The 17,373-nt window shown below is 65.5% G+C and carries 17 protein-coding genes and 1 pseudogene; 15 read left to right on the top strand and 3 right to left on the bottom strand.

Going from position 1 to position 17,373, the window contains the following annotated elements:
- Positions 1-8 precede the first annotated feature (8 nt).
- From AXW83_RS04795 to AXW83_RS04745, 11 genes are read left to right on the top strand one after another with little or no spacing between them, the layout of a single operon-like run.
- Complete coding sequence (locus AXW83_RS04795) at positions 9-446, top strand: SRPBCC family protein (protein ID WP_066611115.1); 438 nt, start codon at positions 9-11, stop codon at positions 444-446.
- A gap of 4 nt (positions 447-450) precedes the next feature.
- The gene (locus AXW83_RS04790) at positions 451-903 is read left to right on the top strand and encodes an SRPBCC family protein (RefSeq protein ID WP_066611113.1); all 453 of its coding nucleotides are present in this window, start codon (positions 451-453) and stop codon (positions 901-903) included.
- Position 904: 1 nt separating this feature from the next.
- Complete coding sequence (locus AXW83_RS04785; protein ID WP_066611111.1) at positions 905-1,726, top strand: FAD binding domain-containing protein; 822 nt, start codon at positions 905-907, stop codon at positions 1,724-1,726.
- Between the two features lie 10 nt (positions 1,727-1,736).
- Positions 1,737-2,219, top strand: coding sequence for a (2Fe-2S)-binding protein (locus AXW83_RS04780; protein ID WP_066611109.1), 483 nt, complete (start codon positions 1,737-1,739; stop codon positions 2,217-2,219).
- A gap of 11 nt (positions 2,220-2,230) precedes the next feature.
- Complete coding sequence (locus AXW83_RS04775; protein ID WP_066611107.1) at positions 2,231-4,006, top strand: xanthine dehydrogenase family protein molybdopterin-binding subunit; 1,776 nt, start codon at positions 2,231-2,233, stop codon at positions 4,004-4,006.
- A gap of 1 nt (position 4,007) precedes the next feature.
- Positions 4,008-5,051 (top strand): xanthine dehydrogenase family protein molybdopterin-binding subunit, encoded by a 1,044-nt coding sequence (locus AXW83_RS04770; RefSeq protein WP_066611105.1) that lies wholly within the window; start codon positions 4,008-4,010, stop codon positions 5,049-5,051.
- Positions 5,052-5,055: 4 nt separating this feature from the next.
- Positions 5,056-5,940 carry an AAA family ATPase gene (locus AXW83_RS04765; RefSeq protein ID WP_066611103.1) on the top strand — a complete coding sequence of 295 codons (885 nt, stop codon included), beginning with the start codon at positions 5,056-5,058 and terminating at the stop codon, positions 5,938-5,940.
- Positions 5,937-7,049 (top strand): vWA domain-containing protein, encoded by a 1,113-nt coding sequence (locus AXW83_RS04760; protein ID WP_066611101.1) that lies wholly within the window; start codon positions 5,937-5,939, stop codon positions 7,047-7,049. Before AXW83_RS04765 ends, AXW83_RS04760 begins: the two co-directional genes overlap by 4 nt.
- Positions 7,046-7,930 carry an amidohydrolase family protein gene (locus tag AXW83_RS04755; protein WP_066611099.1) on the top strand — a complete coding sequence of 295 codons (885 nt, stop codon included), beginning with the start codon at positions 7,046-7,048 and terminating at the stop codon, positions 7,928-7,930. The genes AXW83_RS04760 and AXW83_RS04755 overlap by 4 nt, the downstream gene beginning before the upstream one ends.
- 13 nt (positions 7,931-7,943) lie before the next feature.
- Complete coding sequence (locus tag AXW83_RS04750) at positions 7,944-8,792, top strand: N-acyl homoserine lactonase family protein (protein WP_066611094.1); 849 nt, start codon at positions 7,944-7,946, stop codon at positions 8,790-8,792.
- Positions 8,793-8,804: 12 nt separating this feature from the next.
- A complete protein-coding gene (locus tag AXW83_RS04745) occupies positions 8,805-10,427 on the top strand; it encodes an isochorismatase family protein (protein ID WP_066611092.1) in 1,623 nt (540 codons plus the stop codon).
- Between the two features lie 333 nt (positions 10,428-10,760).
- Here AXW83_RS04745 and AXW83_RS04740 read toward each other — a convergent pair.
- Positions 10,761-11,165, bottom strand: a pseudogene (locus tag AXW83_RS04740) (type II toxin-antitoxin system VapC family toxin).
- 7 nt (positions 11,166-11,172) lie between these two features.
- Positions 11,173-11,445 (bottom strand): antitoxin, encoded by a 273-nt coding sequence (locus tag AXW83_RS04735; RefSeq protein WP_066611090.1) that lies wholly within the window; start codon positions 11,443-11,445, stop codon positions 11,173-11,175.
- A gap of 78 nt (positions 11,446-11,523) precedes the next feature.
- On the opposite strand from AXW83_RS04735, the gene AXW83_RS04730 reads away from it, so the two are divergent.
- The 4 genes from AXW83_RS04730 (at position 11,524) to AXW83_RS04715 (ending at position 16,513) form a co-directional block, all read left to right on the top strand.
- On the top strand, positions 11,524-11,799 hold the full coding sequence (locus AXW83_RS04730) for a GNAT family N-acetyltransferase (protein ID WP_066611088.1): 276 nt from the start codon (positions 11,524-11,526) through the stop codon (positions 11,797-11,799).
- A 268-nt stretch (positions 11,800-12,067) separates the two neighbouring features.
- A complete protein-coding gene (locus AXW83_RS04725; RefSeq protein ID WP_066611086.1) occupies positions 12,068-14,113 on the top strand; it encodes a heavy metal translocating P-type ATPase in 2,046 nt (681 codons plus the stop codon).
- Between the two features lie 166 nt (positions 14,114-14,279).
- Positions 14,280-14,774 carry a cytochrome b gene (locus AXW83_RS04720; RefSeq protein ID WP_168166058.1) on the top strand — a complete coding sequence of 165 codons (495 nt, stop codon included), beginning with the start codon at positions 14,280-14,282 and terminating at the stop codon, positions 14,772-14,774.
- 689 nt (positions 14,775-15,463) lie between these two features.
- Positions 15,464-16,513: a sensor histidine kinase gene (locus AXW83_RS04715; protein ID WP_335339353.1), complete on the top strand. Its 1,050-nt coding sequence runs from the start codon at positions 15,464-15,466 to the stop codon at positions 16,511-16,513.
- A gap of 12 nt (positions 16,514-16,525) precedes the next feature.
- On the opposite strand, the gene AXW83_RS04710 is transcribed toward AXW83_RS04715, so the two are convergent.
- On the bottom strand, positions 16,526-17,227 hold the full coding sequence (locus tag AXW83_RS04710; protein ID WP_066611082.1) for a glutathione S-transferase: 702 nt from the start codon (positions 17,225-17,227) through the stop codon (positions 16,526-16,528).
- Positions 17,228-17,373: the final 146 nt, after the last annotated feature.

The following is a 17,373-nucleotide window of genomic DNA, read 5'->3' as shown; positions in this document are numbered from 1 at the left end:
AAACGACCATGGCCCGCGTCTACGTCTCCAGCGTCATTTCCGCCCCGGCTGCCAAGGTCTGGGCCCGCGTGCGCGATTTCAACGGCCTGCCGAACTGGCACCCTCGCATCGCCGAGAGCCGAATCGAGAACGGCGAGCCCGCCGACAAGGTCGGCTGCATCCGCGCGTTCTCGTTGCGCAGCGGCGACCGGCTGCGCGAGCAGCTTCTCGGCCTGTCCGACTACGACATGTTCTGCACCTACGCGATCCTGGATTCGCCCATGCCCCTGACGAACTACGTCGCGACACTCAGGCTGACGCCGATCACCGATCAGGAGCGCACCTTCATCGAGTGGTCGGCCGATTTCGACTGCGCGCCGGAACGCGAGGCGGAGCTGATCGAGGGCATCGGCACCAACGTCTTCCAGGGCGGCTTCGACGCGCTCAAGCGCGCATTCGGGGGATGAGGCCATGCCCCATGTCGTCCGCAGCACGATCATCGACGCGCCGGTCGACCTGCTCTGGTCGGTGCTGCGCGACTTCAACGGCCATGACCGCTGGCACCCGATCGTCGCCAAAAGCGAGATCGAGCGCGGGCACCCCTCCGACAAGATTGGCTGCGTGCGCCGTTTCTGGCTGCAGGACGGCAGCGAGCTGCGCGAGCAACTCCTCACGCTCTCGGATCTCGAAATGACCTTCAGCTACTGCCTGCTCGACACGCCCATCCCGCTCTTCAACTACGTCGCCCATGTCCGGCTGCTGCCGGTGACCGACGGCAACCGCGCTTTCTGGCACTGGGAAAGCCGCTTCACCACGCCGGGCGGGCGCGAGGCCGAGCTCGCCCGGATCGTCGGCGACGAGGTCTACACCAACGGCATCGAGGCGGTGCGCCGCCTGCCCGAACTGGCAAGGGAGGCCGTCTGACATGCTCGATGTGAGAAGTTGCGCGACCCTGTCCGAAGCCGCCGGCATCCTGTCGGGCGACCGGCAGGCGGTTCTGATCGGCGGCGGCACGCTGGTCATGCGCGACGTCAATGAGGGCCGCCTAACGGAAGGCACGCTCCTGCACGTCACAGATCCCGCCTTCAGGCGCATCGAAGCCGGCGGCGGACGCATCGAACTCGGGGCCGGCGTCACGATGGGGATGATCCTGGCGAACCGCGAACTCGCCTTCCTGCATCCGGCCGCGCGGGCCATCGGCGGACCGGCCGTGCGCAATATGGCCTCCGTCGGAGGCAACCTGTTCGCGCCCGCGCCTTATGGCGATTTCACCGTCGCACTGCTCGCGCTCGATGCGCAGGTCGTGGTGCAGGCCGGCTTCGGCTCCGGACGGGCGACGCCGCTGGAGGAATTCCTGGCGGCGCGCGAGCGCTCGGGGTCGGCGCTGGTGACGTCGGTCCAACTGTCGCGGCCGGCCAATCCGGGCGATTTCCATTTTCGCAAGATCAGCCGCGTCAAGCCGAAGGGCATTTCGGTACTGTCGATCGCCGCGCATCTACCGCTCACCGGCGGGCGCGTGGCTCAGGCGCGCTTGGCCTATGGGGCGATGGCGCCGACGCCGATCCGGGCGCGAGGCGTCGAGCGGGCGCTGGAGGGCAAAAGCCTGGATGCCGGCGCGATCCAGGCCGCGAAGCAGGCCGCACTCGAAGGCTGCCGCCCCGCCACGGATGCGATCGCGAGCGAGTGGTATCGCCGCGAGGTGCTGCCCGTCCATCTCGGCCGGCTGCTCGCCGGCAACAGTCGCTGAGGAGCGCGCGATGGCGAAGATCCCCGTCCAGTTCCGCCTCAACGGCACCGACCGCGCCGCCTTCGTCGATGCGCCCGAAACCCTGCTCAACACGCTGCGGCGGAGCCTCGGCGATTTCGCGCCGAAATATGGCTGCGGCCAAGGCGCCTGCGGCGTCTGCACCGTGCTGATCGACGGCGAGCCGCACCTCTCCTGCCTCACGCTCTCGATCGCCTGCGAGGGCCGGCAGGTGGAAACGGCGTCCGGCATGGCGAGCGGCCCGGAGCTGCACCCGCTGCAGGCGCAGTTCATGGAGCATTTCGCGGCGCAGTGCGGGTTTTGTACGCCCGGCATGCTGACGGCGGCGCGGTCGCTGCTCGACAAGAATCCTAACCCCACTCGCGACGAGGTCATCGAGGCGATCAGCGGCAATATCTGCCGCTGTACCGGCTACGAGCCGATCGTCGCCGCAATCCTCGCCGCCGCCGGTTCGCCCGGCCTGCGACGCGCCTGAAGGAGGCCGACATGCTGGAAATGCGCAAGGACCTCTTCGCCGACGAGCGCGACGACAATCTTAACGTCATCGGCAAGGGCCTCCAGCGTCAGGACATGCCCGGACACGTCACCGGGTTGACGCGCTATTTCGACGACCACGCCTTCGACGGGATGCTGCATCTCAAGGTCGTGCGCAGCCCCCATCCCAGCGCCCGAATCCGCTCGATCGACATCGCGGCCGCCGCTCGTGCACCCGGCGTCAAGCGCGTGCTGCGCGCCGCCGACGTGCCGGTCAACAAGAACACACTGCTCAGCCTGATCAATTTCGGCAAGGACGACGAGCCGTCGCTTGCGGTCGACAAGGTGCACTACAAGGGCGAGCCGGTCGTCGCGATCATCGCCGAGAGCGAGGCTGAAGCGCTCGCCGCCAAGAAGCTCGTACGCATCGACTACGAGCCGATGCCGGCAGTCTTCGATGTCGAAGAGGCGCTGAAGCCGGGCGCGCCGGTGGTGAACGAGACCTATCCGGCAAACTATTTCGAATATCACGAGCGCTTCGACCATCAGAAGCTGCGCTTCGGCGATGTCGAGCGCGCTTTCGCCGGTGCCGACATGGTGTTGGAGCACCGCTACCAGATGTCGCCGATCGAGCATGCGCCGACCGAGACCAACGGCTCGATCGCGGCGCCCGAGCAGAACGGCCGCTTCGTCGTGCATTCCTGCGCGCAAGGCCTGTTCTTCGCGCTGGGCACGGCGGCGAAGATCGTCGCGGTCGAGTCGAACCGTCTGCACTTCATCGGCGGCACGGTCGGCGGTGGCTTCGGCGGCAAGGTCGATTCACTGACCGAACCGCTGGCCGTGCTAGGTGCCATGGTGACGGGGCGCCCGGTGCGCTTCGTGCTCGATCGCGAGGAGGAGATGCTCTACGGCTCCCCGCGCGGGGCCGAGCGCATCTACATCAAGGACGGGCTGATGCGGGATGGGCGCATCGTCGCCCGCCAGATCCGTAGCTATTTCGATGCCGGCGCCTATACACGGCTCTCCAGCTACGCTGCGATCAAGTGCACGGCGCATCTGCCCGGGCCGTACTGGATTCCCAACGTCGCCTCCGACGTCCATGTCGCCTACACCAATCGCTGCCCGTCCACCGCCATGCGCGGCTTCGGCATCACGGCGGTGGATTTCGCGCTGGAGGTCCAGATGGACAGGCTCGCCGAGGCGGCCGCCATGGACCCGATGGAGTTTCGCCTGCTGAACGCCTATCGCGACGGGGACATGAAGCCGCATCGGCGCAAGGCCTCGAACACGGCGCTGATCGAATGCGTCCAGGTCGCGGCCGAGAAGGCAAACTGGCCGATCTCGGAACAGGGCAAGCGGCAGTCGTCGCTCACGGGCGGCGGCGCCGGCGAGCGCTCGCAGATTCCAGCGACGGTGCTCGATGCGCGCGGCCAGATCGGCCGGCCCGACACGCGCAGCTCCGCCCCGACGCAGACCCTGCCGGCGGGGACCTCCCGCATCCCGCTGAGCAAGCAGCCGGTAATGGAAGGCGCGCGTGACGGCCGCGCCGCGCCGACGCAGGTGCCGCGTTATGAGCCGGCCCGCCCCGTTACGGCAGCGCCTCCGTCCTACGCTGCACAGCCGGCCTATCCTCCTCCGCAGCCCTCGCCCTATCAGCCGGTCGCAAGCCAGCAGCCGCCGCCCTATCAGCCGCCGCCGGTGCCGCCCTCGCCTGCGCCTGCCGCACCCGCCCCGACCCAGCATGGCGCGGTCCGCTTCTCATCCGTCTTTGGCACGAGGAGGCGCTGACATGGCCCGTCACGAAGGCCGCGGCATGGCGTCCGTCAATTATCCAATCGGCATGAATCTCGGCGGCGATCCGAGCCAGGCGCTGATCCATTCCAACCCCGACGGCAAGTTCACCGTCGCGCTCTCGGCGATCGATCTCGGCCAGGGCATGAAGCAGGTCTCGCGCCAGATCGCGGCGGAGACTCTCGGCGTGCCGGTCGAGGACGTCCATGTCGATACCGCCGACAGCGACACCGGCCCCCACGACATGGGCTCCTTTGCCTCGCGCGGCACGCACCGCATGGGCAACGCCATCATCGTCGCGGCGCGGGAGGCGCGCGGCGTGCTGCTGGAGGCGGCCGCCGAGGAGCTGGAGGTCGATGCCGGCGACCTCGTGACCGACGGGCGCGGCAACATTCATGTTCGTGGCGCCCCCTCGCGCTCGATCACGGTCAAAGCCACGGCCCAGGCGGCGCAGTTCAAGCAGGGCAAGACCATCGCCGGGCGCGGCATCTTCCTGATCCCGCTCTCGGCTGTCGATGCCGAGACCGGCGAGATGAACCCCAACACCGCCTTCGCCCATGCCTGTCTCGTGGCCGACGTCGCCGTCGATGACGAGACCGGCGAGGTCGAGGTGCTGCGGATGACCAGCGCCTATGAACTCGGCCGCGTGATCAATCCGCGCATGGTCGAGCAGCAGCTCGTCGGCGGCGCCTGGATGGGCATGAGCCACGCGCTCTACGAGACGCCCGAACCCTATTATCCGAACCCTGAGCACGGCCCGCGCGACTTCAACGAGTATCTGATGCCGGGGCCGGGCCAGATCGCGCCCTATCACGTCACCGTGCTGGAGCGCCCGGCGCCGGACGGGCCGTTCGGCGGCAAGGGGCCGGGCGAAATGTGCGCGAACCCGGTCCTGCCGGCGGTCGCCAACGCCGTCTACAACGCGGTCGGCGTCCGCGTCGACGAATTGCCGATCACGCCGGAGAAGATCCTGCGCGGCATCCAGGCCAATGGCGGCGTCAAGCCCGGCCCGCGCCGCGGCGGCCCCGTGAACTGGCGGTGACGGCATGGCCCTGCGCACCACCGTCGCCGGCATATCGAGCCCCGAAGACCTCGCCCAAGCCCTGACGGGGGCGATGTATCTCGCCGACGACGGCATCGCCACGGCGGGTTATCTCGCACTTGCGCTCGGCAAGCCGCTTTTGCTCGAAGGCGCGCCTGGCGTCGGCAAGACGGAGGCCGCCAAGGCCATCGCCGGCATCCTCGGGCGCCAGCTCATCCGCCTGCAGTGCTTCGAGGGCATCGACGCTTCGGCCGCGCTCTACGAGTGGAACTATCCGCGCCAGATGCTGGCGATCCGGCAGGCCCGCGACGGCGAGACACTCGACATCTACCGCGACGATTTCCTGATCGAGCGGCCGATGCTGACGGCTTTGCGCCGTCCTGAATCGACCGTCCTGCTGATCGACGAAATCGACCGCTCCGACCATGAGTTCGAGGCCTTCCTGCTCGAGTTCCTGTCTGATTTCTCGATTTCGATCCCCGAGCGCGGCACGTTGCGCGCAGCCGAGCGCCCGGTCGTGGTGCTGACCTCGAACCGCACGCGCGAGCTGCACGAGGCGCTCCGGCGGCGTTGCGTCTACCACTACATCGCCTATCCCGAGCCCGAGCGGGAGGCGCAGATCATCATGATGCGCTCTTCGGCCGTGGCGGAGGGAACGGCGCGCGCCGTCGTCCACGCCATCGGGCTCTTGCGTCAGGAACCACTGGCCAAGCCGCCCGGCGTGGCCGAAGCAGTGGACTGGGCGGAGGCCGCCACCGCGCTCGCCCTGGCCGGCGCGCCCTGGCCGGAGGCGTTCCGTCGGTCCTTGGGCACCGCGATCAAGGACGAGGAGGATTTCGTCCATCTGCGCCCGCGCCTGCCATTGATCATTCCGGGGCTGGCGGCATGATCGCTCCCCTCCCCGCCGCGGCGCGCCTGTTCGTCGCCTTCCCGACGCTGCTGCGCGCCCATGGGCTCAGCGTCGCGCCCGAGCAGACGACGAGCTTCCTGATGGCGGTCGAACTGCTCGGCCCCCACAGCATCGAGCATATCCGCAAGGCGGCCGTGGCAACGCTAGCCCCGCATCCGGAGCAACGCGAGCTGTTCGACGCCCTGTTCGACATTCACTTTCTCGGTGCGATCGCCGAACCGGGCGACGAGGATTTCGCGCCCGACGAGGAGATAGCGGTCCAGGAGGATTCAGGCTCGCGCGAAATCCTGATCGGCGAAGAGGTCAACGAAACCGGCCAGGCAGCGACCGGGGCCGAAGCCCTGTCCGTGCGGGCGCTGCAGCCGCTGGACGAGAGCGAAACCCTGCGCCGCTTTGCGCGAGCGCTGCCGGCCGCCCTGCCCCGCCGTCGCGGCTATCGGCATCGCGCGGCAAGGCGCGGCGCAACCGTCGATCTCGCGCGCAGCCTGCGCGAGGCGATCCGCCATGATGGCGAGGTGATGAGCCTGAAGAAGCTCAGACGCGTCATGCGTCCCCGCCCGATCCTGCTGCTGATCGACGTCTCCGGCTCGATGAAGCAGCGCAGCGACGCCAATCTCGCGCTGGCGCATACGATCGTCCAGGCGGCATCCAGAGTGGAGGTCTTCACCTTCAGCACCCGCCTGACGCGGGTGACGCGCGCGCTGCGCCGCAGGCGCCGCGAACAGGCGCTCTCCAATGCTTCGGGGCTGGTCGCCGACTGGGATAGCGGCACGCGCATCGGCGACGCGCTGCAGGCCTTCCTCGCCGTGCCACGCTTCGCCTCCTATGCACGCGGCGCCGTCGTGGTCGTACTGTCGGACGGGCTGGAACGCGGCGACCCCGCGGCGCTGGTTGCGGCCGTTACGCGGCTCGCCGCGCGGGCTCACCGCATCGACTGGCTGACGCCGCTCGCCATCGACCCCGGTTTCCGTCCGGAAACCGAGGCGCTGCGGCTGATCGCGCCGCGTCTTGCCAGCCTCGGCAATGGCGCGAGCACCGCGCGGATCTGCCGCCACATCCTTTCGCTCGGAGGCTCGCTCGCAGCATGAAGCCAATCGTCGATTCGCATTTCCACATCTGGCGGCAGGCCGACTTGCCCTGGCTCGTCGGTCCGATGCAGCCGCGCATTTTCGGCCCCTACGAGCCGATCCAGCGCGATTATCCGGTTGCAGAGTATCTCGCGGATTGCCTGCCTTCGGGTGTGACCGAAGCGGTCTACGTCCAGGCTAACTGGGCCCCGTCGCGCTTCCTCGACGAGGTCGAATTCGTCTCGCAGGCGTCGGAGGAAAGCGGCTTCCCGATAGCGATCGTCGCCTATGCCGACATGCGGACCGAGGACGTCCGCCCGCAGCTCGATGCGCTGGCGCAGAACCCACGGGTGCGCGGCGTGCGGATGCAATTGCACTGGCACGAAAACCCGCTCTACCGCTTCGCCAGCGGCAGCGATCTCTGCCGGGAGCTGCGCCTGCAGGCCAACATCAACCGTTTGGCCGATTACGGCTACAGCTTCGACCTCCAGGTCTTCGCCCAGCAGATGGAAGGGGCGGCCGAACTCGCGTTCAACTGCCCGAAGGTGACCTTCGTGCTGCAGCACGCCGGGATGCTCGAGGACCTGTCGCCGGAAGGGCTCGACGCCTGGCGCGAGGGCATGGCTCAGCTCGCAGGCCAGCCCAACATCGTCAGCAAACTGTCAGGGCTGGGCACCTTCCAGCGCCGCAACGACCCCGACCATATCCGCTTCGTCGTCTCGGAAACGCTCGCGCTGTTTGGCGTCGAACGCTGCCTGTTCGGCTCCAATTTCCCGATCGAGAAGCTCTGGACGACCTATTCCGAGCTGGTCGGTGCCCATCGCGGCGCCGTGCCCGACAGCGCGGCCGATCATGTCTTCAGCCACACCGCGCGGCGAGTCTACCGCCTCGCCCAGCATTGACGGGAGAACCTCCATGGCGCTCGAAATCAAGATCCTCGACTATGGCGACATCGAGCTGGAATCGAGCTTCCTCGTGCTCGGCCGCGATTGCGGCCGCACCCGCCGCGTCCCGACCTATGGCTTCCTGATCCTCGGCGGGCCCTGGCCGGTCGTCGTCGATACCGGCTACCGCCACAACCAGATCATGGAAAGCCTGGGCATGCGGGGCCTGCAGTTCCACGAGAACATGATCGAGAACCAGCTGGCCAAGCACGGCGTGCGGATGGGCGACGTGCGTTATGTCATGCACACCCATCTTCATATCGACCATGCCGGGAAGGACGAGCTTTTCCCGATGAACACGACGGTGCTCGTCAACCGGCGCGAGCTCGAATACTCCGTCTCGGGGCTGATGCACCCGCAATATCCGGCCCCCGACATCAAGCACCTGATCGACCGGCTGCATACGCGCGATGCCCTCCGTTTCGAGGATCTCGAGCTCTCGGGGATGATCGAGCTCTTTCCGGGCTGCTATCTCGAAGCCGCCGGCGCGCATACCGAAGGCTCGATGAACGTGCATGTCGACACGGCAGAGGGTCGGGCCATCCTCTGCGGCGACGTGATCTATGATTTCAACGACCAGATCGTCACGCCTTTCCACGAGATCAGCGCCAACGAGCCGCGCACCACCGGAAATCACGGCGTCTCCAAGCGCGAGGAGAAGGCGGCGATCAAGAAGCTGCTCTCGGTCGGCAAATTCCTGCTGCCGGTCCATGACAAGCCGGCGAAGATCGCCCATGGCCAGGTCGTCGGCCGCATGGACATGGCGGTTCCCGGCCCGGTGGTGCAGTCGCTGCCGCCGCGCAACTGGTTTGCGGCCTGATCGGGGGCCGCCATGACCACCCACGTCGCCATTCATCCCACATTCGCCGATCTGATCGATCTCTGGGCGCCGGTGCGACAGCTCGGCACCGGCTTCGAGTTCTGCGAAGGCCCGGTCTGGCATCCCCGCGAACAGCATCTGCTGTTTTCCGACATGCCCGGCGATGTCCGCCGCCGTTGGGACAAGAGCGGCGTGCGCGAGGTCAAGCGGCCCGCGAACAAATGCAACGGCATGACTTATGATGCCGGGCTTAACCTGATCGTCTGCGAGCATGCGACCTCGTCGCTGATCCGCGAACGACCGGACGGGCAGCGCGAGGTGCTGGCCTCGCATTTCGAGGGTCTGGAACTTAACAGCCCGAACGACGTCGTCGTGAAGTCGGACGGCTCGATCTATTTCTCCGATCCCTGGTATGGCCGTATGCCGGTCTTCGGCGTCGAGCGGCCGCGCCAGCTGGGATTCCAGGGCGTCTACCGCATTCCTCCGGGAGGAGGCGAGCCGCAGCTTCTGGTCGATCGCTATCTCTTCGACCAGCCCAACGGCCTGTGCTTCTGCCCGACGGAAGACCGGCTCTTCGTCAACGACACGGTGCAGCACAACATCCGCGTCTTCCCCATCCTCCCCGATGGACGCCTCGGGCCCGGCCGCATCTTCGCGTCGGGCATCGTCGGGGCCGAAGCCGGCGTCCCCGACGGCATGAAATGCGACGCGCAGGGCAATGTCTGGGTCACCGGGCCCGGCGGCGTCTGGGTCTACACCATCAAGGGCGAGCTGATCGGCAAGCTGCGCGTCCCCGAACTGGTCGGCAACCTCGCCTGGGGCGGGCCGGACTGGCGCACGCTGTTTTTGACCGCGACGCATTCGCTCTATGCCGTGGAGACACATGTCGGCCCACGCCGCGAACCCTTCATGAAAACTGGCGGCAGTCCGAACAGTCGCGGCGGCAGCGGCCCTGCCCCGGAGCCGGTATCGGGCGTCGCGCCCGCCGCCACGATTGCGGCAAACGGTGCGAAGAAAGCCGCTGCCGGCTACCGGCTTGATCCCTCGCGCTGCGCGCTGATCATCCAGGACATGCAGAACGACGTCGTCATGGAGGGCGGGGCGTTCGCGGCTTCGGGCTCGCCGGAACATTGCAAGCAGCAGAACGCCATCGCCAACGCGACGCGGCTGGCGCAGGCGGCGCGCTCGCGCGGCATTCCCGTCATCCACGTCTGGTTCGTGGTCGAGCCCGGCGCGCCGGGGGTGACCATGAATGCGCCGCTGTTCGAGGGGCTGGCCGATGCAAACGCGCTGGTGCGCGGCACTTGGGGCTCTGCGCCCGTGCCGGGGCTCGAGGCTCAAGCCGGCGACCATGTCGTCGAGAAGCAGCGCATGAGTGCCTGGGAGGGCACGCGGCTTGAAACCGTGCTGAAGGCGCTCGGACGCGACGTTGTCATCGTCACCGGCGCCTGGACCAACATGTCGATCGAGCACACGGCGCGCACCGGCGCGGACAAGGGCTATTTCATGCTCGTACCGGAGGATGCCTGCTCGACGATGAATGCCGAGTGGCACACGGCGTCGGTCAACTACGCCTTGCAGAACGTCTGCGTCGTGACGGATGTCGATGCGGTCATTGCCGCTACCGAGAGATAACGCCAGTTCAAGCAATGCGTTTCTCGCCGACGACGCCCGACCAACTTACTTATTGGAGTCTGCGGCCCGTTCCACGGCGCTGTCGCTGCTTCCAACCACGCGACGCCGCCGCCGCGATAGCAGATAAGTGGCGCGACCTACGGGAGTCGAACCCGTATTCCTATATAATTAATGAAATCAAATACTTAGTTTGATTTACAACTTCGATTCCTACCATTTTTCCTACCATGATTCCTACCAGGCTCGGGTCACTTGAACTTCGTTCAGCGGGTGCCGACGGAGGCAGTGCGTCGCGGTCGACAGCACTGATTGAAGGAAAAGCCGGCACACTCATCAGGCCCAATCCGTCACCATCAGGCGAGGAACCCGCTCGAACTCGCGTCGGTTGCCAGTGACCAGAACCGCTCCGCGCCGCCTCGCCTGCGCTGCGATTAAGGTATCGTAGGCGCCTATGGGAGTTCCGGCCGCTTAGAGTATGGCCCTGATATCGCCCGCGTCCGCAGCATCGTCAGCATCGAACGGGACGATCTCGAAACCCTCTGAGAGAAAGGCGTCTAGCACGCGGCCGGAGGCTTCCTGCCTCGCACTCTTGGCGATCCCGTATCTTAGTTCGAATACGACGACCGAAGGGACGAGAAGCTGGGTTCCCGCCGCAAGCTCCTGCTGGAGCCTGGCGTCGACTCCTGGAACCCGCCCGTTCAGGGCATGGACGATGACGTTGGTATCGAGAAAAAACATCCGGTGGTCAGCCGAGGTCGACCGTATCGTCGGTGCCGACTGGGGGATCCTCCGGCAGCCCCTCCGTCAGAAAATCGCGGGCTCCCAGCCCATCGAGCCGCGCTCGCCAGGCTACGGCGTCAAAGGCAGGCTTCCTGATCGGCTCGAGGACGACCTTGTTTCCGACTCTGCTGACTTGAACCTCAGTACCCTCGAAGCGGAATTCCTTCGGCAGGCGCACCGCTTGGCTGCGACCATGCATAAAGAGCTTTGCGGTCGATGAGTTCGTCCGGGCGCCCATGATCGGCCTCCATACATGGTATCTATCCCAAATAGATACCATCAGAACGAGCTGTGTCAATTCGGCTGATCCTTCTTGATGTGCTGTAGGCGCGCGACGTTCTCAGGCCGGCTCGAAACGGGCGAGTTCGCGATCCTGCTGCGCTCGGATCTGAAGGGTCGGGGGCTCGGCGGGGCCCTGATGGAGCTCATCGTCGCCTGGGCGAAGGTAGACGGCATCGGCGTCGTCGAGGGTCAGATGCTGCGCGAGAACAAGACCATGCTGGCCATGTGCGAGAAGCTCGGCTTCGACGTCGGAGCCGATCCCGACGATCCCGACCCCAAGCGCGTCAGCCTGAGCATCGCGCAGGCCTGACGGCGGGACCGTCCCTGGCCCCGATCGTCTGCTCCGGCGCAAGCTGATCCTGACCCTCTGCCGCGTGCTCCCTACCGCGACGACGCCTGCCCAAGTCACGTCCGCGCACATCCCGATCGCGTCCCTCCCCGGACCTGCCAGATCGTCGGCGGCATGCCGACGGGATCGAGAGGTCTGCGCCAAATTGAAGCAGTCATTGTAATTAGAATAATTCCAAACTAGATCAGCATGGCCAACCCGGCATCTGTCCGATCGGGATGAGACCGCCATGACGACGACCGCTGCCTCCGCCTCGCTGTGCCCTGCCAGCGCGCAGCCCTGCACCTGCTTCCGGCCGTTCGAGCGGACCTGTTCGGCGAGCGCGGTCGAGCAGGCCAAGCGCTCTCCGGGCTGGCTCGGCGGCCGTGTCCCGCGCGCGCTGAGCCTGTTCGGACATGACGTCGAGACCGTCGACGTCCTGCGCGTCGCGGTCGTCGCCGTATCGGCCGCGCTGGTCTGGTTCGGGCTGACCCGCACGGTCGCCGGCGTCGATATCGTCGGCGCCGCAGGCCTGCTGTTCGGCGCCTGGCCGATCCTGCGCGAGGCGTTCGAGAACATCAAAGAGCGGCGCATGACCATGGAGCTGTCCATGTCGATCGCCATTCTGGCGGCCGCCGCGATTTCGGAGTTCTTCACCGCGCTCGTCGTGACGTTCTTCGTGCTCGTCGCCGAGGAGCTTGAGCATCTGACCGTCGATCGCGGTCGGGCTGCCATCGCCGACCTGATCGACGTCATGCCGCATGAGGCGACGGTCCGCCGCGACGGCGTGATCTCGCTGGTCCCGATCGACACGATCGTCGTCGGCGACCGCGTCCTGGTCGCGCCAGGCGAAAACATCCCGGTCGACGGCGTGGTCAAATCCGGACTGTCCTATGTCGATCAGGCCCGCATCACCGGCGAGTCGATGCCGATCAAGCGCAGCGAGGGCGATGCCGTCTTCGCCGGCTCGATCAACCAGTCCGGCGCGCTCGACATCCAGGTCGACCGCATCGGCCGCGACACGAGCTTCGGCCGCATCATCGACGCGATCGAGAACGCCGAGCAGTCGCGTGCGCCGGTCCAGCGCCTCGCCGATCAGCTGGCCGGCTATCTCGTCTACTTCTCTTTCGCCGCAGCGATCGTCACCTATTGGCTGACCGGCAACATCCGCGACACGATCTCGGTGATCATCGTGGCAGGCGCCTGCGGCGTCGCGGCGGGAACGCCGCTGGCGGTGTTGGGCGGCATCGGCCGCGCCGCACGCAAAGGCGCCATCATCAAGGGCGGCATGCATCTTGAGATGCTCGGCCGCATCGACACCATCGTGCTCGACAAGACGGGAACGCTGACCTTCGGCGAGCCGCGCGTCTCGGCGATCCACCCGGCGCGCGGCCGCACGGAGGACGACCTGCTCAGGCTGGCGGCATCCGCCGAATTGCGTTCGGAACACCCGCTGGCCAAGGCCATCGTAGCAGAGGCCCATCTCCGGGAGATCGTGGTGCCGGAGCCCGACAGCTTCGATTACACGCTGGGTCGCGGCGTCACCGCGCAGCTCGGCGACGACCGCATCCTGATCGGCAGCGTCAAACTGCTGAAGGCAGAGGGCGTCGAGGTTCCAGACGACAGAGGCGGCGATGTCGTCTCCTCCGAGATCTGCGTCGCGGTCAACGGGCTCTATGCCGGTTCCTTCGCCGTCGCTGACGAAGTCCGCCCGGAAGCTGCCGGCGCGATCGCCGCCCTGCATGCGATGAAGATCCGCACCATCCTGCTGACCGGCGACAACGCGAAGGTTGCCGACAGCGTCGGCGCTAGCCTGGGGATCGGCACGGTAGAAGCCGGGATGCTGCCGGAGCAGAAGCTCGAGCGCGTGAGGGCACTGGTGGCGTCTGGCGCAAAGGTCGCCATGCTCGGCGACGGTATCAACGACGCACCGGCGCTGACCGCCGCCAGCGTCGGGATCGCAATGGGGTCGGGCACCGACGTCGCCAAGGAAAGCGCCGACATCGTCCTGCTCGCCAACGACCTGGATCGTCTGGTCGAGACGGTTCGGATCGCCCAGCGCACGCGCGGCATCATCTGGCAGAACTTTTCCGGGACGATCGCGGTTGATGCGCTGGGCATCGGTCTCGCCGCCTTCGGCTTCCTCAACCCGTTGTTGGCCGCCTTCATCCACGTCTCGTCGGAGCTGATCTTCATCTCCAACTCGGCGCGGCTCCTCTCGACCGCCAACAAGACGCGGCTGCCGCAAATCGCGACGGCGGACGCATCCAGCGCGGTGCAGGAGCTCGGTCGATAGCAGCTGGTCGCCAGCGTAGAATCCGACCCTGGGCCATTTCGCTCTGAAGCGTCACTGAATTCCATCCACGCGCCATACGGCGACAGAACAGAATGCGAGTCGTCCGATGCCCCCAGTGGCCCCAGCACCATCGATCCCGACTGCCGGCTACGACAGCATCGCACGCATGCTTCATTGGCTCATGGCCGCGCTCATCCTCGCCGTGTTCCTGCTGGGCCTGCTGGTGGACACGTTTCCCAGGACCTGGGAGCATGGTATCGTCGAGACGCATAAGGTGCTGGGCGTCGGCATTCTGCTCCTCGTCGTATTCAGGTTTGCTTGGCGCCTGATCCACCGTCCGCCGGCATCAGAACATGTCGGTCCGCTGCTGGACCGCGCGGCCTGGCTGGGCCATTACGGCCTCTATGTCCTTATGTTCGCCGTTCCGGTGATCGGACTGGTCTATACCGCCCTGCGAGGGCAAGGCATCGATTTCGGGCTGTTCTCGGTCCCGCCGGTCATGGCGCGCAACCGGGAGCTCGGCCGCACGGTCCGCGAGGTGCATGAGCTCGCGGCCTATGCGCTGATCGGCCTGGCCAGCATCCATGCACTCGCGGCGCTCTGGCACCATTTCATCCTCAAGGACTCGACACTATTGCGGATGCTCGCGGCCCAGCGTTGACGAGCGCCAAGCTTAAACGCGATCAGGATCGCCTATGCAACTTTTCTGGCGAAGGGCACGTCGTTGCGGCCGCGAACGGGTCGCAAGCACCTGCGATGTAGGCCGCACTGCGCTCGGGCCAACCCAGAGGCTGAAAAAACCAGTCGAGTGGCCTGACCGCGTAGCGACGATCGATGCCAGGGGTCGCGAACACGCGCGCGTGGCGTCGAAATCGGGATAGCGTTCGGCAAAGCTGTGATGAGCGGCGGCGGCTACGTCGCGCTGTTTGAACTCGTGAGCTGGAACGGCGCTGGCAACTGCGACGAGGTTGACTGTATGGGCCAACGACACTTTCAGACACGGCGCCCGCCATCGCTTGACACGGACGGGCGTGCTGCACCGTGATGGCTATGATTCAGACAGCTGTTAAGTTCCAGCATCTGGCTGCGTGACTCCAACGCGCTTCGACAAGGCCGGGCCTGATGGGTACTTTCCGAACCTGTACCCACCTCGCTCAACATGCTCTTTGAAAAGGCGCTAGGACCTTCTGAGAGAGTTTAGCCGCTGCCGACGAACCGCTGCTCTCGCGACGCGAATACACCGACGTGAAACTCTTCAGGCAAGGCTCATCAGGCCGAATGATGTTTCCCGGGGCTTCAGACTTGGTGCGGGCGGTGCGATTTCAACGGCCTTAATCGGGGAGCCACGATATTTCAAAAACGGAACGGTCCAACATCACCGAGAACCATGGCCGGGTCCGCGATCTGAGCGTTTGGCTCGCGGATGCGAATGCGGGGCTCAGCAAAGAGGCGCAGTTCCACGGCTTTCTAGAGGAAAGTCCCGATGCCATCGTTATCGTTGACCAGACTGGTTGCATTAGCTTCGCCAGCACTCGCGTCGAGGCCATGTTCGGTCACTTCCCGAGTGATCTGACTGGAGAGCCGCTTAGCATCCTGATTCCAGAACGGTACAAGGGCCTTCATGCAGGTCATCTTGATCGTTTTATGAGTAATCCCATTCCCCGCATGATGGGCACCGGCTTGGACCTAAGGGGACTTCGCAAGGACGGCAGCGAACTCCAGGTCGAGATCAGCTTGAGCCCGCATCTTACCGGCGACGGAATGGTCGTGGTCGCTGCCATAAGGGATGTAGAAGCCGCCAAGCGGTTGCAGGAACTGCTGGTTGGGGAACTGCATCACCGCGTGAAAAACATGTTGGCGACGGTGATTTCGATTACCTCACAGAGCTTGCGGACAGCGCAAAGTCTGGAAGAAGGCCGCTCAGTTGTCACGAGCCGATTGGTTGCCTTGGGCAGGGCGCATGATCTGCTTCTTGAATCGAAATGGCTGGGAGCAAAATTAAGCGACATCATTCATGACGCTGTCGAGCCATTCGATAGCCATCACGTTCGAAGGTTTGTGGTTCAACATACACCAGTTCAGATCGCTTCTGAGGTGGTCCTGCCGCTCACCATGTCGCTGAACGAACTATGCACCAATGCGGTCAAGTACGGCGCTTTGTCCACCGCAACGGGGCGCATCGACATTACATCGACTGTCGACGCCAAAGCGCAACGGCTAAAGCTGACATGGACGGAGAGTGGTGGCCCAGCAGTCCAGGAGCCGACTCGACCCAGTTTCGGGACATGCCTCATCAACGGCCTAGCCGATCAGCTCCATGGTAAAGTTCGGTTGAACTATGAGCCGACAGGACTCGTATACGAACTCGACATCCCCCTTGCCCGTTCTCCCGGCACGTAAAGGTCCATCCTTCTACCCGTCGGCAACCTTGCGCAGGGCGATTTCGATCTGCCCCCCGCAGTAAGCATCGCCGTAATCGAGGCGGGCTCTTTCGGCCAGGTTGGCCAGGGCCGGTATGGCGGCCACGCGGCGCGCTAGCGCACTCGTCAAGGGCGCGGCACGGTCTAGGATCGACGCGATTTCGGCAAACCGCTCCGCCATGGTCATCCACAACGTTGCGGTGACGACGTCGGCAATCCCTGGCTCCCTTCCGCCCAGAAGAAAGCCGGCCTCTTCAGTCAGGCCGTGCCGACGACCGGTCTCTTCCCAGAAGGACATCCACTTTTCCAAGCGTGGCACGAATGCGCGCCACTTTGCGTCGGTCCACATCGACTGGCCTCCCTGGAGCGTGAGTTCGTCGATGACGTCATTGGCGTCGTTGACGATCTTCATCGTCAGCGCTCGCAACGGCGCCGTCGCCGGCATGCGCTCCAGCGTCTCGCCGAGGTAGAGGACGATCGCGGGCATCTCGGCGATGGCAAAGTCGTTGACATGGTCGATCAGGAGCGGCGGGCCCATAAAAGGAACTGGCATGTCTTCGACCGGCCGCTTCATCAGCTTGCCGATTTCCTCGTCTCCAGCCTCGCGCCACTCCTTATCTGCCCAGGCGAGCACCGCCCGAACGAACTGGCCACGAAACGGAACTGACCAATAGTAGAGCGTGTAGTCCGGCATCGGCCGCGTCCTCCTTGGTGGGTTCGCTTGTCGTCAACGCGCAGAAAGAGAGTTGAATTCGGTCCAAGCGGGCTTTCCGTGGGGCAAATACAGTCGACATGGCAGTACGCCGTCCACTGCCGTCTTGATGGAGCGGTCGGTTAAGC

Origin of the sequence: Bosea sp. PAMC 26642, from assembly GCF_001562255.1 — a bacterium.
Taxonomy (GTDB): Bacteria; Pseudomonadota; Alphaproteobacteria; order Rhizobiales; family Beijerinckiaceae; genus Allobosea.
Note: the sequence above shows the minus strand (reverse complement) of the source record. Positions and strands in the feature narration are given on the sequence as shown.